Annotated in this window: 22 protein-coding genes; 17 read left to right on the forward strand and 5 right to left on the reverse strand. The window is 37.9% G+C overall.

Features of this window, described 5'->3' with window-relative positions; genetic code table 11:
* Positions 1-2: 2 nt before the first annotated feature.
* From H6F62_RS02340 to uvrB, 6 genes are all read left to right on the forward strand, one after another.
* Complete coding sequence (locus H6F62_RS02340; RefSeq protein ID WP_137907160.1) at positions 3-230, forward strand: hypothetical protein; 228 nt, start codon at positions 3-5, stop codon at positions 228-230.
* A 20-nt stretch (positions 231-250) separates the two neighbouring features.
* A complete protein-coding gene (locus H6F62_RS02345; protein ID WP_137907226.1) occupies positions 251-1036 on the forward strand; it encodes an ABC transporter ATP-binding protein in 786 nt (261 codons plus the stop codon).
* A gap of 13 nt (positions 1037-1049) precedes the next feature.
* Entirely contained in the window at positions 1050-1280 is a 231-nt protein-coding gene (locus H6F62_RS02350) for a type II toxin-antitoxin system HicA family toxin (RefSeq protein WP_027402977.1), read from the forward strand.
* Entirely contained in the window at positions 1277-1501 is a 225-nt protein-coding gene (locus H6F62_RS02355) for a type II toxin-antitoxin system HicB family antitoxin (protein ID WP_137907159.1), read from the forward strand. The genes H6F62_RS02350 and H6F62_RS02355 overlap by 4 nt, the downstream gene beginning before the upstream one ends.
* A gap of 89 nt (positions 1502-1590) precedes the next feature.
* On the forward strand, positions 1591-2952 hold the full coding sequence (locus H6F62_RS02360) for a DUF697 domain-containing protein (protein ID WP_190371239.1): 1362 nt from the start codon (positions 1591-1593) through the stop codon (positions 2950-2952).
* Positions 2953-3199: 247 nt separating this feature from the next.
* Complete coding sequence (gene uvrB / locus H6F62_RS02365) at positions 3200-5197, forward strand: excinuclease ABC subunit UvrB (RefSeq protein ID WP_347238691.1); 1998 nt, start codon at positions 3200-3202, stop codon at positions 5195-5197.
* 172 nt (positions 5198-5369) lie between these two features.
* Here uvrB and H6F62_RS02370 read toward each other — a convergent pair whose 3' ends face one another.
* Complete coding sequence (locus H6F62_RS02370) at positions 5370-5990, reverse strand: hypothetical protein (RefSeq protein WP_137907156.1); 621 nt, start codon at positions 5988-5990, stop codon at positions 5370-5372.
* A 124-nt stretch (positions 5991-6114) separates the two neighbouring features.
* Here H6F62_RS02370 and H6F62_RS02375 point away from each other — a divergent pair, with 124 nt between their 5' ends.
* From H6F62_RS02375 to H6F62_RS02390, 4 genes are all read left to right on the forward strand, one after another.
* Positions 6115-7641 carry a type II CAAX endopeptidase family protein gene (locus H6F62_RS02375; RefSeq protein WP_190371241.1) on the forward strand — a complete coding sequence of 509 codons (1527 nt, stop codon included), beginning with the start codon at positions 6115-6117 and terminating at the stop codon, positions 7639-7641.
* Positions 7642-8201: 560 nt separating this feature from the next.
* On the forward strand, positions 8202-8477 hold the full coding sequence (locus tag H6F62_RS02380) for an NINE protein (protein ID WP_137907154.1): 276 nt from the start codon (positions 8202-8204) through the stop codon (positions 8475-8477).
* Positions 8478-8833: 356 nt separating this feature from the next.
* A complete protein-coding gene (locus H6F62_RS02385; RefSeq protein ID WP_190371242.1) occupies positions 8834-11260 on the forward strand; it encodes a heavy metal translocating P-type ATPase in 2427 nt (808 codons plus the stop codon).
* Between the two features lie 115 nt (positions 11261-11375).
* Positions 11376-12296: a TIGR01777 family oxidoreductase gene (locus tag H6F62_RS02390; protein ID WP_190371243.1), complete on the forward strand. Its 921-nt coding sequence runs from the start codon at positions 11376-11378 to the stop codon at positions 12294-12296.
* A 264-nt stretch (positions 12297-12560) separates the two neighbouring features.
* Here H6F62_RS02390 and H6F62_RS02395 read toward each other — a convergent pair whose 3' ends face one another.
* The 3 genes from H6F62_RS02395 to H6F62_RS02405 all read right to left on the reverse strand — a co-directional run bounded on the left by H6F62_RS02395 (position 12561) and on the right by H6F62_RS02405 (position 13739).
* Positions 12561-12812, reverse strand: coding sequence for a hypothetical protein (locus tag H6F62_RS02395; RefSeq protein ID WP_028083014.1), 252 nt, complete (start codon positions 12810-12812; stop codon positions 12561-12563).
* Between the two features lie 68 nt (positions 12813-12880).
* Positions 12881-13300: a hypothetical protein gene (locus H6F62_RS02400; protein WP_190371244.1), complete on the reverse strand. Its 420-nt coding sequence runs from the start codon at positions 13298-13300 to the stop codon at positions 12881-12883.
* Positions 13301-13382: 82 nt separating this feature from the next.
* Complete coding sequence (locus H6F62_RS02405) at positions 13383-13739, reverse strand: iron-sulfur cluster assembly accessory protein (RefSeq protein WP_190371245.1); 357 nt, start codon at positions 13737-13739, stop codon at positions 13383-13385.
* A gap of 336 nt (positions 13740-14075) precedes the next feature.
* Here H6F62_RS02405 and H6F62_RS02410 point away from each other — a divergent pair, with 336 nt between their 5' ends.
* The 5 genes from H6F62_RS02410 to H6F62_RS02430 all read left to right on the forward strand — a co-directional run bounded on the left by H6F62_RS02410 (position 14076) and on the right by H6F62_RS02430 (position 19472).
* Complete coding sequence (locus tag H6F62_RS02410) at positions 14076-15242, forward strand: RNA-guided endonuclease TnpB family protein (RefSeq protein ID WP_137907150.1); 1167 nt, start codon at positions 14076-14078, stop codon at positions 15240-15242.
* A gap of 97 nt (positions 15243-15339) precedes the next feature.
* Complete coding sequence (locus tag H6F62_RS02415; protein WP_137907149.1) at positions 15340-16947, forward strand: hypothetical protein; 1608 nt, start codon at positions 15340-15342, stop codon at positions 16945-16947.
* 318 nt (positions 16948-17265) lie between these two features.
* Positions 17266-17436: a CopG family transcriptional regulator gene (locus H6F62_RS02420; RefSeq protein WP_137907148.1), complete on the forward strand. Its 171-nt coding sequence runs from the start codon at positions 17266-17268 to the stop codon at positions 17434-17436.
* Positions 17437-17518: 82 nt separating this feature from the next.
* The gene (gene zds / locus H6F62_RS02425) at positions 17519-18964 is read left to right on the forward strand and encodes a 9,9'-di-cis-zeta-carotene desaturase (protein WP_137907147.1); all 1446 of its coding nucleotides are present in this window, start codon (positions 17519-17521) and stop codon (positions 18962-18964) included.
* A 64-nt stretch (positions 18965-19028) separates the two neighbouring features.
* On the forward strand, positions 19029-19472 hold the full coding sequence (locus H6F62_RS02430) for an SRPBCC family protein (RefSeq protein ID WP_168359529.1): 444 nt from the start codon (positions 19029-19031) through the stop codon (positions 19470-19472).
* Here H6F62_RS02430 and H6F62_RS02435 read toward each other — a convergent pair.
* Complete coding sequence (locus H6F62_RS02435; protein ID WP_190371246.1) at positions 19469-20413, reverse strand: aldo/keto reductase; 945 nt, start codon at positions 20411-20413, stop codon at positions 19469-19471. The two genes, H6F62_RS02430 and H6F62_RS02435, sit on opposite strands and share 4 nt — an antisense overlap.
* 175 nt (positions 20414-20588) lie before the next feature.
* Here H6F62_RS02435 and H6F62_RS02440 point away from each other — a divergent pair, with 175 nt between their 5' ends.
* Positions 20589-22019 (forward strand): BCD family MFS transporter, encoded by a 1431-nt coding sequence (locus H6F62_RS02440; protein ID WP_190371247.1) that lies wholly within the window; start codon positions 20589-20591, stop codon positions 22017-22019.
* An 80-nt stretch (positions 22020-22099) separates the two neighbouring features.
* A complete protein-coding gene (locus H6F62_RS02445) occupies positions 22100-22924 on the forward strand; it encodes an inositol monophosphatase family protein (protein WP_137907143.1) in 825 nt (274 codons plus the stop codon).
* Positions 22925-23078 lie beyond the last annotated feature (154 nt).

The raw sequence follows: 23078 nt of genomic DNA on the forward strand, positions 1-23078 counted from the left end.
AAATGGCTTATAGGGATTTTAAGCTGCCGGAATTAGTGAAAAAATTTGGCTTAACTATTAATAAAAGAAAGGAAGGAAATAAAATAAATTTAATTAATGGTATTGTAACTACAGGGAATATGTGGAAATTTTTGCAACTACAAGATCAAGTAGTTTACATTGATTTCAATGAATATTATATTAAAGATATCAAAAAAATATTGGGTATCTTGTCTAAGGCAGTTAATTAAACACTCAGGATAAAATCATGATGGTAAATAATATCAAATCACCGGAATTACCGCTATTGGCTGCAACTGGACTCTGTAAAAATTTTGGTGGAATTAAGGCAGTTGAAGAAGCGAATATTGAAGTTATCAAAGGTAGTATTACTGGGTTAATTGGTCCTAATGGTGCTGGTAAAACCACTTTATTTAATTTACTTTCTAATTTTATCCATCCAGATAAGGGTAGAGTCATTTTTGATGGTGAACCTATCCATCAATTACAATCATATCAAATTGCTCAACAAGGATTAGTCAGAACTTTTCAAGTTGCACGGGTTTTATCAAAATTATCGGTATTAGAAAATATGCTTTTGGGAGCGCAAAAGCAAACTGGTGAAAACTTTTGGCAAGTGCAACTGCAACCTCATGTTATTCTTAAAGAAGAAAAGCAATTAAAGGAACGGGCTATGTTTTTGTTAGAATCCGTAGGCTTGGAAAAAAAGGCTTCAGACTATGCTGGTGGTTTATCTGGAGGACAAAGAAAACTTTTAGAAATTGGCAGGGCATTAATGACTAATCCTAAGTTAATATTATTAGATGAACCTGCTGCTGGTGTCAATCCTCGATTAATTGATGAAATATGCGATCGCATTATCAGATGGAATCGTCAGGAGGGAATGACATTTTTAATTATTGAGCATAATATGGATGTAATTATGTCTTTATGTGATAGAGTTTGGGTATTAGCAGAAGGAAAAAATTTAGCTGTGGGGAATCCTCAAGAAATCCAAAATAATACCAAAGTTTTAGAAGCATATTTGGGACAATAACGTTATATTAGATATGCCTAAGAAAATTAGAGAACTGAAAAATTTATTACTGCAATCCGGTTTTACATATAAACCGGCAAAGGGAAGTCATAGCAAATGGATACATCCAAAATTATCTAAAGCTATTATCATTGCTGGTAAAGATGGTAGTGATGCTAAACAATATTTAGAGAAGCAAGTTAATGAAGCAATAGTAGAATTGAATAAAATAGAAACAGAAGAAAAGGAGGAATCAGAGGAATGAAATATACAATTATTATTCAATGGTCTAAGGAAGATGAATGTTATGTAGTTTCATTACCAGATTTTACAGATGTCATGCAGCCTTGTACTCATGGAGACACTTATGAAGAGGCTTTAAAAAATGCCCAAGAAGTTTTAGAAATGCTGATTTCATCTTATTTAGAAGACGGACAACCAATACCTGAACCGCAAATTTTAGGAAAATCATTAACAGCAGCTTAATTTTTCATTAGTCCACGCAGGTGGACTTTATTTGTATAGCTGTGATTTATAATCGCCAAGGCTTTTTATTCCTATAAAAACTAAAACCAGTGAGTAACCGTAACCTACAAGAAACCCATTTAAACCGCGCCCGTGCTAGTCTTAGACAAGCATTATCTTGGTATGGATATCTCCGTAAATCTGGACAACTAGCCGCCAACCCAGAATTAGAAAATTTACTCAAACCGGAAATAGAAGCTTTAAATAACACATTGAGTAAATTAGATGCAAATGTGATTAGAATTGCGGCTTTTGGTTTAGTCAGTCGGGGAAAGTCAGCAGTATTAAACTCTTTAATAGGGGAAAAAATTCTGCAAACAGGACCTTTAAATGGTGTGACTCAATGGCCGCGTTCTGTGCGCTGGAAACCGGGGGATAAGGTATTAGTTGAATTAATAGATACCCCTGGTTTAGATGAAATTGCAGGAGAATCAAGGGCGGAAATGGCGCGAAATGTAGCCCGTCAAGCGGATTTAATTTTGTTTGTTGTTTCTGGGGACATTACTAAAACTGAATATCAAGGATTATGGGAATTACGTCAAGCTCAAAAACCCTTAATTTTAGTATTTAATAAAATTGATTTATATCCAGAAATTGACAGAAATGCAATTTACAAAAATCTGCAACAATTAGGGGCGGGAAATTCCCAAAATAATCCTTTATTACCAGATGAAATTGTCATGGTAGCCGCTGAACCTGCGCCCATGGAGGTGAGAGTAGAATATCCAAATGGAACTATTAATTATGAATGGGAAACACCACCTCCCCAGGTAGAGGAATTAAAGCAAACAATCTTGAATATATTAAACAGAGAAGGACGATCTCTTTTAGCTTTAAATGCACTAATTCAAGCTAGGGAATCTGAGGAAAATATCGCCCAAAAAACCATTGATATGCGGGAAAAAGAAGCAGAAGATATTATTTGGCGATTTACTCAATATAAGGCTTTAGTTATTGGTTTAAATCCTATTGCTTTTTTAGATATAATTGGCGGTTTTATTACTGATTTAGCCTTAATTCGTACCTTAGCTAAATTGTATGGTTTACCTATGACTAGTTATGAAGCTAGTAAATTATTAAAAACCATTTTATTTAGTTCCGGTGGTTTATTGTTGGGAGAAATCAGCAGTAGTTTAATATTAGGTTTAGGTAAAACTACCGCAGCCCTAACTAGTGGTGATAATCCATTTAACATTACCACTTTTACCAGCAGCGCCATTATTCAAGGAGGAATTGCTGGTTATGGTGCTTATACCGTCGGTAAAGCTGCAAAGTTATATCTAGAAAAAGGCTGTACTTGGGGACAGTTGGGCGCTAATACCGTCATTCAGGAGATTTTATCTCAAGTTGATAAAAACACTATTTTGTATCGCTTACAGCAAGAATTGGGCGGTAATTTTGGAGAATTTTGATCTTGAATTAATCAAAAATAATCAAAAAAAAGAAAATTTTTTTGTTGTGGGGATTGACTTGCGGTGCTAGGGGTGATATTGTGATAATGGGAGTGCGTCTTTTAATAAAAATTTTATCACCACTCCATTATATTAATATAGCACATCGCCGGCGATGTTGCAACTCCACCCCGAAAAAAAAATTTGCCCCCCCCCGACGCAAAGCTGAGAAATTGTGTAGAATTGCTGGGTGTAACGATGAACTGAGATAATGGATTTTAATCTGCAAGCGCCCTTTGTCCCTACGGGTGATCAACCACAAGCGATCGCTCAACTTTCTGCTAGTATTCAAAAAGGAAATCATTATCAAACATTACTTGGTGCGACAGGAACCGGGAAGACATTTTCCATAGCCGCAGTTATTGCTAAAGTGAATAAACCTACTCTAGTATTAGCACATAATAAGACATTAGCAGCCCAATTATGTAATGAACTGCGGGAGTTTTTTCCTGATAATGCAGTAGAGTATTTTGTTAGTTATTATGATTATTATCAACCCGAAGCATATCTACCGGTTACAGATACTTATATAGAGAAAACATCAGCAATTAATGAAGAAATAGATATGTTACGACATTCTGCTACCCGTTCGTTATTTGAACGTCGGGATGTAATTGTTGTTGCTTCAATTAGTTGTATTTATGGTTTAGGAATGCCGGCAGAATATTTAAAAGCTGCAATTCGATTACAAATAGGAATGGAAATTGATCCCCGGCAAATTTTACGAGATTTAACAGCAGTTCAATATAGTCGTAATGACATAGAAATGGGGAGGGGTAAATTCCGAGTTCGAGGTGATGTTTTAGAAATTTCTCCGGCTTACGAAGATAGAATTATTCGCGTCGAATTTTTTGGTGATGAAATTGACGCAATCAGATATATAGATCCTGTCAGCGGTGAAATTATTGGTAATTTAGAAGTAGTAAATATTTATCCTGCGCGTCACTTTGTTACTCCCAAAGAAAGAGTAGAAATAGCTTGTGAAGATATCGCTAGAGAACTAAAACAGCAAAAATTAATATTAGAAGAAACGGGGAAATTAGTTGAAGCGCAACGTATTGATCAACGCACCCGTTATGATTTAGAAATGTTAAGAGAGGTGGGATATTGTAACGGAGTAGAAAATTATTCTCGTCATTTAGCCGGAAGACAAGCAGGAGAACCACCAGAATGTTTAATTGATTATTTTCCCAAAGATTGGTTATTAGTTATAGATGAATCTCATGTTACCGTTCCCCAAATTCGGGGAATGTATAACGGAGATCAAGCGAGGAAAAAAGTATTAATAGATCATGGTTTTCGACTTCCGAGTGCTGCGGATAATCGTCCTTTAAAGGCAGAAGAATTTTGGCAAAAAGTCAATCAATGTATTTTTGTTTCTGCGACTCCAGGAAATTGGGAATTAGAGATTTCTGAAGATCAGATTATCGAACAAGTAATTAGACCGACGGGAGTAATTGATCCAGAAATATTTGTGCGGCCAACGGAGGGACAAATTGATGATTTATTAGGAGAAATAAAAGATCGAGTTGACCGTCAGGAAAGAACCTTAATTACAACATTAACTAAACGTATGGCTGAAGATTTAACTGAATATTTAGAAGCAAGGGGAATTAAAATTAGATATTTGCATTCAGAAATTAATTCTATTCAACGGATAGAAATTTTACAAGATTTACAAAATGGTGTTTTTGATGTCTTAGTTGGTGTAAACTTGTTACGGGAGGGTTTAGATTTACCAGAAGTTTCTCTAGTTGCAATTATGGACGCAGATAAAGAAGGATTTTTGAGAACAGAACGTTCTTTAATTCAAACTATTGGACGCGCAGCACGTCATGTTAAAGGAAAAGCCATTTTATATGCTGATAAATTAACAGATAGTATGATTAAAGCTATTGATGAAACTGATAGAAGAAGGGGGATTCAAATGGCTTATAATGAACTGCATGGAATCATACCGCAGCCGATTAAGAAGAAGTCGAGTAATGCTATTTTATCATTTTTAGATGCTTCTCGGCGTTTAAATGCTGGTGATTTAAAAATAGTTGATGAACATTTAGATGAATTATCTTTGGAAGATATTCCTGAGTTAATTATCTTATTAGAAAAACAGATGAAAGAAGCAGCGAAGAAGATGGAATTTGAAGAGGCTGCAAAATTACGCGATCGCATTAAGCATTTAAGAGATAAAATGTTAGGACGTTAATATATGGTATTTGTGATTTGTGTAAATATTTTTTTAACGAACCACAGAGAACACAGAGAACGCAGAGGAAGAGCGGAGGAGGGGATGTTTTGTGGTGACAACGAAGCACCAATATTAAAGCTAAAGCGCAAATGAATAGCAGTAGGAACTTTATTAAAGAATGTAACTTTATCTAATTCCATTTCCGTAAATTTTTATGAACCACTGCTAAATACCACATATAGTCATCAATTTTGTACTCGTCCGCAGCTTTGAGAATATATTCCCGTGCTAAGTCTAAATTATTCTCAGCTTCATAATATAAACCCAAATAGAGATGACTGTAAAAGTTACCCTTTAATCCTGATAATTTTCCCACATTCAAAACATCATCTTTGGAACAATTACCAGCAAAGAAATCATATATAACTCTCATAATTTTCCGAGAATCATTTTTCACAGGTAATAGAGAATTACGTGCTTCCGTAACTCCAGATAATCTAGCCATACAAAGATACCGCCAAACGGTTTCCTCCACATCTTGAGAATTGACAGTTAAATCAATTTCAAACTGTTTAGCACCCTGAGAAAATCGTTCAGCATAATAATAAGATAAACCCCGTTGCCAAAGATAAGGAGTAATGTGAAAATCTAAATTTTCCGCAGTATCAAAATCTTGAATTGATTCCTGAATTTTCCCTAACTTAAAATAGACCATACCTCGACGAATATAACTATGAGGATGATTTGGCTGACGATTAATAGTATGATTCCATTCCTCTAGTTGATCTTGTAAAGAATTAATAAAAAACATATTAATAAGTAATTTTCTTCTTCTGTGTTCTCTGTGTTCTCTGTGGTTCGTTAAAAAAAATTAACTCCACCCTGCGGTACTAGCTTATAATACACCTTGTACCTGCATATTCAAAGGGGAATAGATGACAATTAAGCGGTTGCTGTTAATAGTGCTAACGCTATTAGTGATTATGTTGTCAGGTTTATCTTTATTAAGTAGCTGGCAAAAACCTCAATTCCAAAGTCGTCTAGAATTGTACCAGACTAATATAGTTTTACAAGCCCAAGCATGGCAACCAGAAGATAGTAGTGATTATAGCATTCAAACAATTCAGGAATCTATTATTGGCGAAAATCCCTTAGAAAGCGCGACCAAGCAATATCAAGAAGCTAGTGAATCTATCAAAACTAGTTTACAGGTAACTAAAAATAAGTTAACGAAACTCCAATTTTCAGTAACTACTTCTATTTCCGCAGAAGAGAAAAGTTTACAAAACTTAATCCAGGAAGAGGAGAAATTGTTAGCGGAAGTAGACTTACGACTGGGAATTTTGCAAGCACAGGAACAAGAAACAGATAAAGCTATCAAAACCTGGAGTAATCTACAGCAATACTCAGATATTAACCCCAAATATCCAGAAACCGCTGAAACATTAACCGGAATGTGGAGTAAACCTCCGCGTTTATTCCCCAAAGCTGAAAAACTGATTCAACAAAACCTCAATGGTTGGTTTCGGGATACAGCCTTAGTGCAATTATATAGACTTCAACAACGTCAAGAAGCGTTATCAGCTTTAGAAATTGCCCAACAAGAGGCTGCAACCCAAGCGTTGTTCAAATTAGGAATAATTGCGACTATTCCCAGCTTAACAGCTTTAATAGGGACAATTCTGCTCATTTTCTTATTGACTCAACGCTTACTCAAAGGTCGAGAATCCCTATTAGCTAGAAATGGTGATTTACTTTGGTCAACTCCTTGGAATTGGGAAATAATTATTCAGGTTTTTGTCCTTGGTTTCTTTTTAATGGGGCAATTATTTATACCAGAATTATTATCTATTTTGCCTATTCCCCGTGGTACAGGTAATGTAAGAGTTGAAGCTTTGACAGTTTTAGTCAGTTATGTGTTAGTTGCTTTAGGTTGTTTGTCAGTGCTGTATTTTTCTATCAAGCGTTTTTTCCCCCTTCCTCCCAACTGGTTTCGCTTTAATTTCTTTAGTAATTGGTTTTGGTGGGGAATAGGTGGATATTGTACAGCTTTACCCATTGTCGTTATCGTATCGTTAATTAACCAAAAATTATGGCAAGGACAGGGGGGAAGTAACCCACTATTGCAAATGGCGCTAGAAAGTCGAGATCATACTGCATTGGGGATATTTTTCTTTACCGCAGCTATAGCAGCACCGGTTTTTGAAGAATTTCTATTTCGCGGGTTTTTATTACCATCTATGACGCGCTATACTTCCGTATGGGGGGCAATTTTCACCAGCGCACTGTTATTTGCTGCTGCTCACCTCAGTTTATCAGAAATACTACCGTTGACAGCATTGGGAATAGTATTGGGAGTAGTTTACACGAGAACACGCAACTTATTAGCCTCCATGTTCCTCCATAGTCTTTGGAATAGCGGCACATTAATCAGTTTGTTTATTCTAGGTAGTAATAACTAAGTGAATGTCAGATAATAGGTAAAGACAATTCATGAAGTTATCAATAATCCTTCCTAAGCTATGACGCGGCTAAATTGTACAATCCTAATATGGCTAAATCTTGTGGTGCGGGCATCTTGCCCGCTATGATTATACTTAAATGCAGAACAGCTTAGTCAGGGATAATACGAATTTTATATGCAGATGCACAGAATAATAATCACTCGTACAACTTCATCTTAATTTGGTATTAAGGATGAGGTAAAAACTAACCACTTGAGGATATAAAGGAATAAGAAATTAAGTCCTTAACTGCTTGTTCAAAAATCATCCGGATCTGACAAAAATAGATAGGTATAAAAATCTATATCGTCCTAGCAATACTTTTTTCAAGGTTAATCATTGCCGGGTATTGGTAAATGTGATATGATAAGGCAATATTTATTTTTTTTTTGCCAAATTTGCTATATTTTATGATTATTTGAATCATACAGGAGTCATGTTTAAAAAAGTAATTATCTAATTATCAATGATCAATTCCGTAAATTTTATAATTTAGACATGAAGGAGAATAGCTAAATATGACTAATGTTAACCCTTCCTATGCTACAAAACAACTGTTAGCTGGTTATGCGGGAATTGTTTTTGGTGGTTTTGGTTTGCATAAATTTATTCTTGGTTACACATCAGAAGGTTTTATTATGTTGGTAATTTCCGTTGTTGGTGGCTCCCTTACCTATGGATTTACATTAATAATAATGCAACTGGTCGGTTTGATTGAAGCCATGATTTACTTAAATAAACCTCATGAAGAATTTATTAATACCTACTTTGTAAATAAACAAGGTTGGTTTTAGGATTTTTTATCAAGTAAATTGATATGCAAATTCTCAAACATAAACATAAGCACTTACTCATCCTGCTAATGATGAGTATGGGGTATTTTAGTGTAGTATCAGATTGGGAAATAAATTATTTTTGGAAAAGCCTGATTTTGATGTTGCCATTACAGTTAACGGCTATAATTTACACTACCAGGACAAAACTATGATGTTTGGGATGAAGATATTTTGGGGATTTTTGTCGAGAAGTTAGGATATAAAAAAACTTAATATTTTTTCCCTCGCCTGAAGTGCAGATTTTCGCCTAATCTCAAGGTAGAGACACTGGTTGTGAAGTGTCGAACCCAGAAGAGTGAATGTAAAAACCTATCATGCAACTAACCCCAAAAACTGAACTACTGGTCCTGGAATCTACTCCCTCCCAAAAAATACTAACTAGCGAGAAAATTATTTTAGACGTTGGGGGGATGAAGTGTGGTGGATGCGTTAATGCAGTAGAAAAACAGCTTATTCAGCATCTAGGAGTTAAAAGCGTCTGTGTTAACTTAACAACGGAAGTTGCAGTAGTAGAAATAGAACCTGGTGCTGTAGATGCAGATACACTGATTCAGGGGTTAACAGCCACAGGATTTCCCAGTCAACTACGTACAGCTAAAAGTGCTGGTGATCAATCTGCTGTTTCCCCCAACCCCGCCTCAAGACAGCGCCAAGAAATGCAGTCTATAATTAGACAGTTAGTAGTGGCTGGCTTGTTACTATTTTTATCAGGAATTGGCCATTTTGGTAATATTGGTGCAATTTTACCTATTTTAAATAACATCTGGTTTCATTGTGGACTAGCTACCATAGCAATTATTATTCCTGGTAGACCAATTTTAGTGGAAGGCTGGTTAGGTTGGCGACGGGGTGCGCCCAATATGAATACCCTGATTGGTTTGGGAACGCTTACAGCTTATATTGCCAGTTTAGTAGCTCTATTGTTTCCCCAAATGGGGTGGGAATGCTTTTTTGATGAACCAGTAATGATGCTAGGTTTTATTCTTTTGGGGAGAACCTTAGAAAAACAAGCTAGACTCCGCGCGGCTAAAGCATTTCGCCAATTATTAGCCCTTTCTCCGCAAACAGCCCGGTTAATTATTAACCCAGAACCAGAAAAATTAATTGCTGGTGCAAATATTATCGAAATTCCGGCGGAACAGGTGCGGGTAGGTGAATGGTTACAGGTGCTACCAGGTGATAAAATTCCCGTTGATGGTGAGGTTCGTTTTGGACAAACTACCATAGATGAATCAATGTTAACCGGGGAATCAGTACCCGTAATTAAACAACCAGGAGATATTGTCACTGGGGGAACTTTAAATCAGTCAGGAGCGATCGCTATTCAAGCCACCCGCACAGGTGATGATACTACTCTAGCCCAAATCGTGGCTTTAGTAGAAGCGGCCCAAACTCGTAAAGCTCCAGTGCAGAAATTAGCGGATACGGTGGCTGGTTATTTTACCTACGGTGTCTTAGCAGCGGCTTTTTTCACCTTTGGATTTTGGTATTTGTGGGGAACTCACTTATGGACAGATGTTACCATGTCTGGGACAATGGAAATGGCTCACAATATGGGACATCATCCCCAGCATTTAGTCCCCCATACTGAGTATTATTCACTATTAATTAGTTTAAAATTAGCGATCGCTGTCATGGTAGTTGCTTGTCCCTGTGCTTTAGGACTAGCTACCCCCACAGCTATTCTGGTGGGTACTGGTGTAGGTGCAGAAAGGGGATTATTAATTAAAGGTGGTGATGTTTTAGAAAAAGTTCATAAATTAGACACTATAGTTTTTGATAAAACCGGAACTCTGACCACAGGTAAACCCACGGTGACAGATTGTATATCTATTACCGAATCAGCTTTAGAAATATCATTAATTCAACTAGCAGCGGCGGTAGAAAGCGGCACTTATCATCCCCTAGCTACAGCCATCCAAGAAGAGGCCAAACGCCAATATCTAACTATTCCCAATGCTGTAGACTTCCATACTGAACCTGGTATGGGTGTGTCCGCTGTTGTGGAGGGTAAAAATGTGCTTTTAGGTAACTGGGAATGGTTTAATTATCACCAAATTGATATTAACGAAACAGCACAACAACAGGGAAATAAATTAGCCAAAGCGGGAAAAACTGTCATAGGTGTGGCTGTAGATGGGATTTTAACCGGATTAATTGCTGTGAGTGATACCCTTAGACCAGATGCTCAAACCGCAGTAGATAAATTACATCAGATGGGTTTGCGCGTGATGTTGCTTAGTGGTGATAGAATGGAAGCAGCCACAGCGATCGCTAAACAACTAGGAATAAATAACACTGATGTGATAGCAGGTATCCCTCCAGCCCAAAAAGCTGCCATGATTCAATCTCTTCAGTCTGGGAAAAGCAAATCATTCGTCGCTATGGTCGGAGACGGTATTAATGATGCTCCAGCTTTATCACAGGCCGATGTAGGCATCGCTTTACATTCTGGCACAGATGTCGCTATGGAAACCGCCGAAATTATTTTAATGCGAAATTCTCTGATTGATGTTGTCAAAGCCATTCACCTCAGTCGAGCGACTTTTAATACTATTCGCCAAAATTTATTTTGGGCTTTTGCTTATAATACAATAGGTATTCCCTTAGCTGCTGGTGTACTATTACCTAGCTGGGGTTTTAATCTTGGTCCGTCCAGTGCAGCAGCACTAATGGCCTTTAGTTCTGTCAGTGTTGTCACTAATTCAATTTTTTTAAGGAGGTTGGCTCTAAACCGATAGCCACTGTGGCCTAGTCACAATTGACGTTAAATTAAAAGATACCAAAATTCTCAAACTTTTCTAGAGGCTTCAATTCCCAGGTTTTTAGCGTAATTTCTCATCAAAAACAGGCAAAATGAAAATAGCGATTAGTGGTGCAACAGGATTTGTGGGTAGTCGGCTAGTAGAAAGACTATACACCGAAGGTCATAAAGTAATTGTATTAACACGGAATGTCACATCTGCCCAAAAGGTTTTTCCGGCTTCAGCTTTTCCTAATTTAGAAATTATTGCCTATACCCCCACCGTATCAGGTTCGTGGCAAGATGCTATAATAGGTTGTGATGGAGTAGTGAATTTAGCCGGAGAACCCATTGCGGAAGAACGGTGGACACCAGAACGGAAACAGGAACTTCTCAACAGTCGCAAACTGAGTACAGAGAAAATTGTCGCAGCCATAACTAAAATCAATCCTCGACCAACTGTATTAGTTAATGCTTCTGCTATTGGTTATTACGGAACTAGCGAAACAGCAACCTTTGATGAAAATAGTCCCCCTGGTCAAGATTTTCTCTCCCAAGTCTGCAAAGAATGGGAAAAAGAAGCTGAGAAAGTTAAAGATACTGGTGTCCGTTTAGTGATTTTGCGTTTAGGCATTGTTTTAGGGAATGGTGGTGCTTTAGGGAAAATGATTACCCCTTTTAAACTCTTTGCTGGTGGACCCATTGGTAGTGGTCGTCAGTGGTTTTCCTGGATTCATTTAGATGATATTGTCAGTTTAATTATCCAAGCTTTAACCCAACCCACAATGAGCGGAGTATATAATGCTACTGCTCCCCATCCCGTGCGGATGACAGAATTAAGCACAACTATGGGTCAAGTGATGAATCGTCCTTCCTGGTTACCTGTACCTGCTTTTGCTTTAGAAGCGATGTTAGGAGATGGAGCAAAAGTGGTATTAGAAGGGCAGCAAGTCTTACCCCAACGGACTTTAGCATCAGGTTTTCAGTATCAGTATCCTAACTTACAACCAGCATTAACACAGATTCTTAAATAGTCGTAAGTTTACCAATGGCTGATGTTAACTTAGTTATATTATTAACAGTCCTAAGCTGTTGTGGTGCGGGCATCTTGCCCGCTGTAATTATATATATAAACTAAATGCAGTACAGTTGATGACTAGCTGCTAATCTTGCTATGGCAAATCACTTGATTTTTTTGCTACAGACCAGGATCGAATTTGACCTAAAGTTACGGTAATTCTGTCACTAACATAGTTCATCTCTTTTTTCTAGTTTATAGCACTTGGCAGATTAGCAGATTAGGACAATTCATTTTTTGTCAATTTTTTAGACACCCAGCTAATAATACCACTCAGCAAAGCCCCTCCCATGAGGATGCCAATAGCAGGGTTAAATAATGGTATCCACAGTTTATGCCATAAATCCAAACCAAGGTTGATTCCCGAAGCATCACCAATCACAGCAATAACAAGCCACGCGAAACCTAAAATCACAAGGAAAACATCAGCAACAAGGATGAAGTTAAGCCAGTTTAATAATTTGTCTTTCATTTTTATTGGTAATTAGTGATTGGTAATTAGTGATTGGTGATTGGTGATTGGTAAAGAGTTAATTGTCCTTAATCAAATATCCATGATTTAACCTTGGCTAAATTTTGCCAATCAGGTTTTCTAGTGAAACCATCTTCAATACTATTTTTAACTTCTTCTTGCCATTCTTCATTGACAAATATTAACTGTTTTGCAAACTCAATGTGTTCCCGCAAACCTTTTTGACCTGTTTCCAGCATAGCTAAAGCGAGATTAATTCTTGCTTGTGGGTCTTGGGGATTAAGTTTCACCGCTTTATTGGCGGCTTTAAAAGCCAGTGAACCCTTGTTATCAAGGAGATATAACCAAGCTAGACAAATCCAAGCTGAACTAGCTTTAGGAGAGCGATCGCATACCTCTTTAAATACAGGAATTAGAGATTCTACAGATTCTCCAGCTTTATACCGTTCTAAACCTGTATCAAATAGGGAATCAATTGTATTAGTCATTTGTTAGTTGTCAGTTGTCAGTTGTCAGTTGTCAGTTGTCAGTTGTTATTAGCAACCAATAACTGACAAACCTGTCTAAATATTACACACCGAAAGATTTACCGCAACCGCAAGTTTGGACAGCGTTGGGGTTAGTGAATTGGAAACCACCACCAATCATGGCATCGCTATAATCGAGCATGAGACCATAAAGGTAAAGTAAACTTTTGCGATCGCTGATAATTTTGAAGCCATCATAATCAAAAACCTCATCATCGGGGGTAATCTTGCTGATATCCTCAAAATCCATTATATAAGACATTCCCGAACAACCACCTTGTCTAACTCCCACCCGTAGACATAAATCTTTTCCTTGTTTGTCTTGAAGAGACTTAACTTGACGCAATGCAGTTTCAGATAACAGAATTGAGCGTTGTTGAGTTTGAGTGGCTTGTGTCATGGATGATTAACTCCTGAACTGATTTGATCAATACTCTAGCAGGGGTTTTAGTACCTCTGGGGTTATGGATGTTTTTGTATTCATTTTAGCGACATGAGGATAGGAAAACAGCATCAGAAGATGGGAACATGAGAACATGGGTAGAAGATGATCAATTATTCTTGCCCTCTTCCCCGTTGCCTGTTTCTGAGCAACCCAGAATTTTTATTCTAGAATTGAAGGCTAATTAACAGTAACTCAAAAGCTAACAATTAATAACAATTAAGCACTTATGCTTTCTATGCAAAGTCACACCTCTATGGTAACAATATTGGAATTTTGTTGTAAAATATCTTTATGCTACTAGGATTCAAGACAGAACTCAAGGTAAACAAGCAACAAAAACTACTACTGGCACAGCACGCAGGAGTAGCTAGACACGCTTGGAATCAAGGTTTAGCATTGTGTCAACAGGTTATCATACATAACAAACTTAATCCTGAAGATAAAATTAAATTTCCTACAGCCATAGATTTACATAAATGGCTAGTAGCATCAGTTAAAAGTCAATGTCAATGGTATTATGAAGTATCTAAATGCGCTCCTCAATACGCATTAAGATATTTATCAGAGGCCTTTAAATCTTTTTTCAAGAAAAACACAGGATTTCCTAAATTCAAGAAAAAAGGTAAACATGATTCTTTTACTTTAGATGGTGCAATTCACATTGAGCAGAAAAAAGTAAAAGTTCCTGTCATTGGTTGGCTAAAAACTTATGAAGTTCTCCCCTTTGGATATCAACCCAAATCAGTCACAATTAGCAAACAAGCTGACAAGTGGTTTGTATCTTGGAAAATAGAAGTAGAAACCAGTCAAAACCCTAAAAAACAAGAGTGTGTGGGAGTTGACTTAGGTATAAATCATTTAGCAATGTTATCAACAGGAGAAGTATTTGATGGCTTAAAAAGCTATAAAAAGTATGAATCTAAACTGGCAAGAATGCAATATTTAAATCGGCATAAAAAAGTCGGTTCTAATAATTATATAAAATCCCAAATCAAAATAGCAAGACTACACCAAAAAATAGCTAACATGAGAAAAGATACATTACACAAAATCACTACTTATATCAGCAAAAACCACGCGGTAATAGGGATAGAAGATTTGAATGTGTCTGGAATGTTAGCAAATGGTAAGTTATCAAAAGCTATTGCTGATATGGGCTTTTATGAATTTAGGAGGCAGCTAGAATACAAAACTCAACTATATGGCAGTAAGTTAGTAGTTGTGGATAGATTTTATCCCAGTAGTAAAACTTGCTCCAGTTGTGGAGAAAAAAAATCATCACTGTCATTATCTCAAAGAGTGTTTAAATGTGAGAAATGCGGTTTTGAGTGTGATAGAGATGTAAACGCTGCAATTAATTTGAAACAAGAAGCGGTTAGATTAACCGTGTTAGCCTGTGGACTAGATAGTGCCGACACTTCTAGGATGAAGCAGGAAGAAAAAGCAGACTTTTGTTAGCACTAGTTAGCTTTTTTGGATCGGATTAGGTATGTTTAATGATTAACCATTCCCAAAAGTCGCTCTTCTCGTCGCTTTGTTTTGACTCATTTATTCTATGACAAGTTTTAATCGCTCTACCAGTCGTCGGTTGCAGAAATTAACCCAGATTCCTTCTGTATGGGAGGGCGATCGCCGTCCATTGTCATCACCACACAGCCCAGCCGACCCAGAGTCCAAAGGAGAATGTATTATCTGGGTGGATGCCTCAGAAGGTATAGTTAGAGGCATGGACATGGTAGATCCCAGTCTGGGACCTGAAGCCATTGTGCGGACATTAATGCGGGCAATAGAACATCCACAAAGTCCGGCCAAGCCCGCTAGACCCCAAAGAATCGTTGTACGGGATCGAGAAATTCAATTTTACTTGCGGGGTGTGTTGCAAGATTTAGGTATTGCTATTGACTATGTACCCGAATTACCAATAATTGATGAACTTTTTCGCTCTTTTGCGGAAATCGTTGACGGACAAACTCCTGATTTACCGCCCAAATATGCCAAGCTCCTCCATGATAAAGCCTTAGAAGTCTGGCAAGCTGCTCCTTGGAACTTTTTAGAGGAACAGCAAATTTTATCAATAGAAATTAATCAATGGGATGTAGACAAACTCTATGCCTCTGTCATGGGAATGTTAGGAATTGAGTATGGAATTTTGTTTTATCGTTCTGAGGATTCCCTGAAGCGGTTTCGGGCTGCCGTTATAGCTGATGATGATGAAACAAATCGAAATTTAGAGGCAGCCTTCCTCAAACAAGATTGTTTATTTCTCACTTTTGATTCTGTAGATGATAACGACGATGATGATCTAGGTGATTTGGCGGATATGCCTGATTCAGAAATTGAACCTACTTTCGGGAATATTCACCCGTTAGAAGGGCTACGTTCGGTTTTGTATGAAGAAGAAGCGCTACTAACTTTTGTCGCTTTAGAAAGTTTACTGCGGTTTGTGCGTGATTACCGTCGTCAATTATCTCAGGAAGATGGTCTCACTCTGGGCCAACGTTATCGAATTTCCTTACCAGAAACCGATGGAAATCGTAAATCCTTAACTGTCGCTGTTTCTACAATGCCAGAATTGACAGCAGAACTAGAAGAAATGGCTGGTTTGGATGAAGATGAAGAAGATGAAGAAGATGATTCTATATTTGAAGCCTTAAGAGACGATTTGATTCCAGAAGATGCGTTTATGAGTCTAGGTGTGTTATCCTGGAAAACATTAGATCACCTACGTCAAGGTGCTAACCACCAAGCAGGGGGTGAATTTGAGCCTGTGGGGGATGGTTTACCTGTGATTGTGATTCAAACCTCTCGTCCTAAAGCTAAGGGGATTATTAAAAATATTCAAGAGGCTGGAGGACTGAACGCAATTTGTTTCCATACTGTTACTGATCCGATAGATGATAATCTCTATGACTTGGGTTTATTGCAAACACGTAATCATGAATTATTTCTGTTTGGGCAATTTTTAGATGATGACCCAGTGCATATAGAGGCTAAGAGAAAATGGCATCAGCGATGTCAAAATACTCAGGGTCATTGTGGTTTAATTATTGCTAAGGGATTGACTGGCTCAACTCGTGGTAATCCCCAATTAGGAGATATGATGGCTCTATTGGAAGCTCATGTACTTTCCGCTGCTGAGTTGACCTTGGAGACAGTTGACTAAATAGAAAACCTAATTACCTTGGCTACAGCTATAAAAATCCGGTCGCTTCAGTGTTTGAATTGTGGAAATGAACAGGACCTAGATGGAAATGTTGGGTATTGCCACGACTCTAACACAGAGACAGAGCAAAATCAACGGTTATATTATTCTACGAAGTGTCAAGAATCACCGAGGCTTCTGCCCGGTGAATATATCAATTGAATATCTTTAATAAAATTAATTTTTTTGTTACTTTGTTAATTCAGACTTACTCTGATAGTATCATTTTTGTTTTGAGTTCCCAGACTCTTGAAATCAAGTTAACATACAGCTAAGTGCATGATAATGACAAATAAAAAATGGGCCGTTAAACGGATAACAGTTAATCTAGCAACACAAGAAGCAGAGAAACTAGAAAAATATTGTCAACAGACAGGGAGACCAGCAACAGATGTAATTCGGGAACTAATTAGAAGTTTACCCCAAGGGGAAGAAGTGGCAAACAATTAATAATTGCCAATTAATAATTCCCAGCAAATTCCCACACTAATTCAGTTACAATTTGTAAAGAGATTGAACAAGGAACGAGGGAATGCGCGTTGCAATTGTAGGTGCGGGACTTGCTGGGTTATCAACTGCGGTAGACTTAGTAGATAGGGGCTGTGAAGTAGAAATTTTCGAGTCTCGTCCCTTTGTGGGTGGCAAAGTCAGCAGTTGGGTAGATAATGATGGCAATCATATTGAAATGGGGCTGCACGTATTTTTCGGCTGCTACTACAATCTGTTTGCATTAATGGAGAAGGTTGGTGCTGGAGAAAACTTACTCATCAAAGAACATAGTCATACTTTTATTAATAAAGGCGGAAAAACAGGAGCTTTAGATTTTCGCTTTTTCACGGGTGCGCCTTTAAATGGATTAAAGGCGTTTTTCACAACTTCTCAACTGTCTTTACAGGATAAACTACAAAATGCGATCGCTTTGGGTACTAGCCCAATAGTACAGGGTTTAGTAGACTTTGACGGAGCAATGAAAACTATCCGCAAATTAGATAAAATCAGCTTTTCTGATTGGTTTTATAGTCACGGAGGCAGTAAAGGTAGTATTAAACGCCTATGGAATCCTATTGCTTATGCACTGGGATTTATAGATTGTGACAATATTTCTGCCCGGTGTATGTTGACAATTTTCCAGTTTTTTGCTGTCAGAACCGAAGCTTCAATTTTGCGAATGTTGGCGGGTTCACCTTCCGAATATTTACATAAACCTATTGTTAAATATTTAGAAGAAAGAGGCACAAAAATATACACTCGTCGTCAAGTGCGAGAAATTCGGTTTACTGATGTGGTTGGGGAAGCAGAAACCCGCGTAACTGGTATATTAGTTGCTCAAGGTGATACAGAGGAACTGATTACCGCTGATGCTTATCTTTGCGCTTGTGATGTTCCCGGAATTCAACGAGTTTTACCCCAGGCCTGGCGGAAATGGCCAGAATTTGATAACATTTATAAGTTAGATGCTGTCCCCGTCGCTACAGTGCAGCTACGTTTTGATGGTTGGGTGACAGAACTAGAAGATGAGGAAAAACGTAAACAGCTTTCCGCAGCCGTGGGAATAGACAATCTATTGTACACTGGTGATGCTGATTTTTCCTGTTTTGCTGATTTGGCTTTGACTAGCCCCGCAGATTATTATCGTCCTGGGGAAGGTTCATTATTACAATTGGTGTTAACACCGGGAGATCCTTTTATTAAACAAAGCAATGAAGCGATCGCTCACCACGTGCTTAAACAAGTCCATGAACTATTTCCTTCCGCAAGGGATTTAAACATGACTTGGTACAGTGTGGTTAAATTAGCTCAGTCTTTGTATAGAGAAGCACCGGGCATGGATGAATACCGTCCAGATCAAAAAACACCCATACCTAACTTTTTCTTAGCTGGAAGTTACACCCAACAGGATTATATTGATAGCATGGAAGGAGCAACAATTTCTGGACAACGTGCGGCCAAAGCAATTCTGGAAAGTTTGAAGAAGTAGGTAATGGGTAATGGGTAATGGGTAATGGGTAATAACAACTAACCGCAGACCAATCTAAAATCCTATGAGTGAATGGCTAGAACATAGTGTACAGGTAGAGGTAGAAGTTCCCATAGAATTAGCATGGGGGCTTTGGTCTGATTTAGAACAAATGCCTAAATGGATGAAATGGATTGATTCTGTGCAAATTCTCCCAGATAAACCGGAAATTTCTCTATGGAAACTGAAAACAGGTGGGTTAGAATTTACATGGAAATCCCGAATTACTAAAATAATTCCTCATCAAATTATTCAATGGGAGTCTGTGGATGGTTTACCAAATCAAGGAGCAATTCGCTTTTATGATCGCTATGATAATAGCATCGTGAAAATGACGGTTTCCTATGCAATTCCTGGCTTAATTGGTAAACTCATGGATAATTTGTTTTTAGGAAAGGTGGTAGAGTCCACAATTCAAGCGGATTTAGAAAGGTTTAAACAATACGCTTTGAATGTGAAGGACAATTAATGTAACCAAAGACGAGTAATTTTCTCTAATGCGGAAATTTCGTCTGCGGTCATTTGCCAACCTAAAGCACCAACATTTTGTTTAACTTGTGCTGCGGTTTTGACTCCAACAATGGGAATCACATTACCTTGAGCTATTAACCAGTTTAAGGATACTTGGGCAGGGGTGCGATGGTACTTTTCACCAATCTCTCGTAACAAAGATAACAATGGAGCGATTTTATTTAAACCATCTTGACTAAATCGCGGATCTATGCTTCTTGCACCTTGAGGTTTTTGGGAGGATATATACTTACCTGTGAGTAATCCTTGAGCTAGGGGACTATAAGCTAAAATAGTTACACCTAACTCACGGGCTGTTTGGTAAATACCGTTACCTTCTATTTGGCGCGTTATTAGTGAATAACGCACCTGATTTACAGCCAAAGGTACACCCTTAGCGGCTAATATCTGGTGTGCTTCTCGCATTTGAGCGGCTGAATAATTACTGACACCAACTGCCCCTATTCTACCTCGTTTGACTTCATCTGCCAGGGTATTCATGAGAGTTTCTTGACTCAAAAAGAACGCAAAAGGCCAATGAACTTGGTATAATTCAATTCTCTCAACTTGGAGACGTTGGAGACTGGCTGTTAAAGCTTCAGATACAGATTTACCCTGCCAACGCCAAGGTAAAGGTCCAAACTTGGTAGCAATTTGTACTTTTTGGTTGGTTTGTTTCATGAACCTGCCTAAAAATTCTTCCGAAAGTCCTAAACCGTAAACTTCCGCAGTATCAAAGAAAGTGACACCAGTATCTAAGGCGGTGTTAAAAGCAGCTTGTAACTCTTCTTCACCGTATTCATGACCATAATTCCAAAAGAGTTTGTCACCCCAAGCCCAAGTACCGATACAAAGAGGGGGAACAGCTAAACCATTTTTTCCTAAGGTGATAGTTTGCATTTGGGTAAAATTGAATTTATTTATATTTCTTTACTTTTTTAGTTTACCGTGATCAAAGTTAAGTCGTTGGATAATGGCAGTATGAATTATGTTTCGCGCTAAGACGCAAAGGCGCGAAGTTGAAGATTTTGATTGGGAAAATGCTATATTTTGTCAGGAATAGAAAAAATTACCTATGGACGATAATACATATCATAACCAAAACCAATCTCTGGTTTTACCCCGGGTGAATATTTTCACCATGTTCCGGCTAGGATTGTTTCAAATGGGGTTGAGTATGATGTCTATTTTGACTTTGGGGGTACTCAACCGAGTCATGATTCAGGAAATTGCCATTCCGGCTACATTGGTGGCTTTTGTGTTAGCATTGCCTTTGTTTGTGGCCCCAACCCGAATTTTATTTGGGCAAATGTCCGATGCTAGACCATTATGGGGATATCATCGCACAAGTTATGTATGGTTGGGAGCAGGAATATTTGCGATCGCTGCCTTTTGTGCGGTACAAGTAATATGGCGGTTAAATTCTGCTAATATGGGCGAAAGTTGGGTATGGACTAGCCAAACAATGGCTTGGACAGCGGTTTTAGGTTTAGTTTTCCTAGTCTACGGACTGGCCATTTGTGCTAGTGGTACGGCTTTTGCGGCTTTATTAGTTGATATTTCCGAAGCCGACAACCGTTCTCAAGTTGTCGGTATTGTTTGGTCAATGTTGATGGTAGGGATTATAGTTGGAGCTATTATCAGTTCTAGCTTATTAAACCAATTAAACGCTAATGCACCCATAGAAACTTTACAAGCTGCAATAAATCGCTTATTCCAGATTGTTCCCGGTATGGTTTTTTGTTTAGCAATTGTCGCTACTTTGGGGGTAGAAAAAAAATATTCTCGTTTTTTCCATCGTTCTACTCCAGAAAACCGGGAAGATAGTATTACCTTAGGTGGTGCTTGGAAAATTTTAACAGCTAGTCCCCAAACAGGTTTGTTTTTCACTTTTTTATTAGTGATGACTATTAGCTTGTTTATGCAAGATCCTATTCTAGAACCTTACGCAGGGGAAGTGTTTAAAATGCCTTTAGCGGAAAGTACCAAACTCAACGTTTTTTATGGAACGGGCATATTAATCTCCTATGGTATCACAGGTTTTTTGATTGTGCCTCGGTTGGGTAAACGCAAAACTATAAAATTAGGCTGTGTTTTAGTCGCATTTGCGGCTTTATTACTGGGTTTTTCGGGATTATCTGCCAATCCCTTGGAACTGAAATCAACTTTAGTTTTATTTGGTTTAGCGACTGGTGTTGTCACCACTGCGGCAGTTAGTCTGATGTTAGATTTGACAATTGCTGAAGCTGCCGGTACATTTATAGGTGCTTGGGGACTTGCTCAGTCTATATCTAGAGGAATTGCCATTGTCATTGGTGGTACTATTTTAGATGTGGGGCGCAAGTTGTTACCAGATAACTTAGTATTAGCTTATGGTTTGGTATTTGCTTTAGAAGCTTTGGGAATGTTGGTATCAATTGCTTTTTTGAATCGTGTCAATGTGGCAGAATTTCAAACTAATACCAAAAAGGCTTTAGCTTCTGTTCTCGAAAGTGATTTAGATTAATGGTAATGGGTAATTGGTAATTGGTAATTGGTAATTGAAAACCAACTGACAACGGACAACGGACAACTGACTAATAACAAATGAACGACTTTTGGAATACGATTTTAGAATTTGCTGAAACCACTACTATCAGAGTAGGAAAACAGTTAATGCAGGATTTTGGCAAAGTTCAAGCTACACAAAAACCTGATGGTAGTTTAGTGACAAAATCCGATAAATGGGCAGATCAAGAAATTAGAGATGCTATTGTTTCTACTTTCTCAGGTTACGGCATTTTGAGCGAAGAAAGTGATAACGTGCTGCAAGCAGGTCAAAGTTTTCCTGATAAAGAATGGTGTTGGGTAATTGATCCTTTAGATGGTACAACTAATTTCACCAGAGGACTTCCTATTTGGTCAATTTCTCTGGGTTTACTTTATCGAGGAACGCCGATTTTTGGCTATGTTTATGTGCCACCATTAAATCAAGCCTTTTACGGGTTTTGGGCGGGTTCATCGGGCTTAACAACGCCAACGGGAGCATTTTTAAATCATCATCCTATCCATACAAGTAAAGATATTCCTAGTAAAAACCACTTTTTTAATCTTTGTTCTCGCAGTACCGGCATTATTAAACCGGATTTTCCCTGTAAAATTCGGATGTTAGGGGTTGCTAGTTATAACTTTCTGACAGTCGCAACCGGTGCGGTTTTGGGGGGAATTGAAGCCACACCAAAGGTATGGGATATTGCAGCTGCTTGGGTAATTGTTCAAGCTGCTGGTGGTACATGGTTATCTCTCAATTCTGTGTCTTTTCCATTATCGCCGGGAATGGATTATAGCGATCGCTCTTTTCCGACCATGGTTGTGAGTAATTTAGGTTTAGTCCCCATTTTTACACCATTTCTCTCTCATCTCAAACTCTAAAATGTCTAGTTTGATTTTTGGAGATTTCTGGAATTTAGTACAATCATGGTAGCTACTATGGCTAAAATCAAAATTTTACAGGACAATAGATATTATAGCTTGTTATTATGGGAATTTTAGAAGGAGTAGAAGTATAGAAATAACAAATAACAAA

Source organism: Anabaena sp. FACHB-1391, from assembly GCF_014696755.1.
Taxonomy (GTDB): domain Bacteria; phylum Cyanobacteriota; class Cyanobacteriia; order Cyanobacteriales; family Nostocaceae; genus Dolichospermum; species Dolichospermum planctonicum.

Bases quoted from the DNA above. Each gene is read 5' to 3' on its own strand.
- H6F62_RS02440 (WP_190371247.1), top strand. From the start codon at position 20,589: ATGGACGATAATACATATCATAACCAAAACCAATCTCTGGTTTTACCC.
- H6F62_RS02420 (WP_137907148.1), top strand. From the start codon at position 17,266: ATGATAATGACAAATAAAAAATGGGCCGTTAAACGGATAACAGTTAAT.
- H6F62_RS02355 (WP_137907159.1), top strand. From the start codon at position 1,277: ATGAAATATACAATTATTATTCAATGGTCTAAGGAAGATGAATGTTAT.
- H6F62_RS02405 (WP_190371245.1), bottom strand. From the start codon at position 13,739: ATGACACAAGCCACTCAAACTCAACAACGCTCAATTCTGTTATCTGAA.
- H6F62_RS02345 (WP_137907226.1), top strand. From the start codon at position 251: ATGGTAAATAATATCAAATCACCGGAATTACCGCTATTGGCTGCAACT.
- H6F62_RS02410 (WP_137907150.1), top strand. From the start codon at position 14,076: ATGCTACTAGGATTCAAGACAGAACTCAAGGTAAACAAGCAACAAAAA.
- H6F62_RS02390 (WP_190371243.1), top strand. From the start codon at position 11,376: ATGAAAATAGCGATTAGTGGTGCAACAGGATTTGTGGGTAGTCGGCTA.
- H6F62_RS02380 (WP_137907154.1), top strand. From the start codon at position 8,202: ATGACTAATGTTAACCCTTCCTATGCTACAAAACAACTGTTAGCTGGT.
- H6F62_RS02375 (WP_190371241.1), top strand. From the start codon at position 6,115: ATGACAATTAAGCGGTTGCTGTTAATAGTGCTAACGCTATTAGTGATT.
- zds (WP_137907147.1), top strand. From the start codon at position 17,519: ATGCGCGTTGCAATTGTAGGTGCGGGACTTGCTGGGTTATCAACTGCG.
- H6F62_RS02340 (WP_137907160.1), top strand. From the start codon at position 3: ATGGCTTATAGGGATTTTAAGCTGCCGGAATTAGTGAAAAAATTTGGC.
- H6F62_RS02350 (WP_027402977.1), top strand. From the start codon at position 1,050: ATGCCTAAGAAAATTAGAGAACTGAAAAATTTATTACTGCAATCCGGT.
- H6F62_RS02400 (WP_190371244.1), bottom strand. From the start codon at position 13,300: ATGACTAATACAATTGATTCCCTATTTGATACAGGTTTAGAACGGTAT.
- H6F62_RS02445 (WP_137907143.1), top strand. From the start codon at position 22,100: ATGAACGACTTTTGGAATACGATTTTAGAATTTGCTGAAACCACTACT.
- H6F62_RS02435 (WP_190371246.1), bottom strand. From the start codon at position 20,413: ATGCAAACTATCACCTTAGGAAAAAATGGTTTAGCTGTTCCCCCTCTT.
- H6F62_RS02385 (WP_190371242.1), top strand. From the start codon at position 8,834: ATGCAACTAACCCCAAAAACTGAACTACTGGTCCTGGAATCTACTCCC.
- H6F62_RS02415 (WP_137907149.1), top strand. From the start codon at position 15,340: ATGACAAGTTTTAATCGCTCTACCAGTCGTCGGTTGCAGAAATTAACC.
- H6F62_RS02370 (WP_137907156.1), bottom strand. From the start codon at position 5,990: ATGTTTTTTATTAATTCTTTACAAGATCAACTAGAGGAATGGAATCAT.
- H6F62_RS02395 (WP_028083014.1), bottom strand. From the start codon at position 12,812: ATGAAAGACAAATTATTAAACTGGCTTAACTTCATCCTTGTTGCTGAT.
- H6F62_RS02430 (WP_168359529.1), top strand. From the start codon at position 19,029: ATGAGTGAATGGCTAGAACATAGTGTACAGGTAGAGGTAGAAGTTCCC.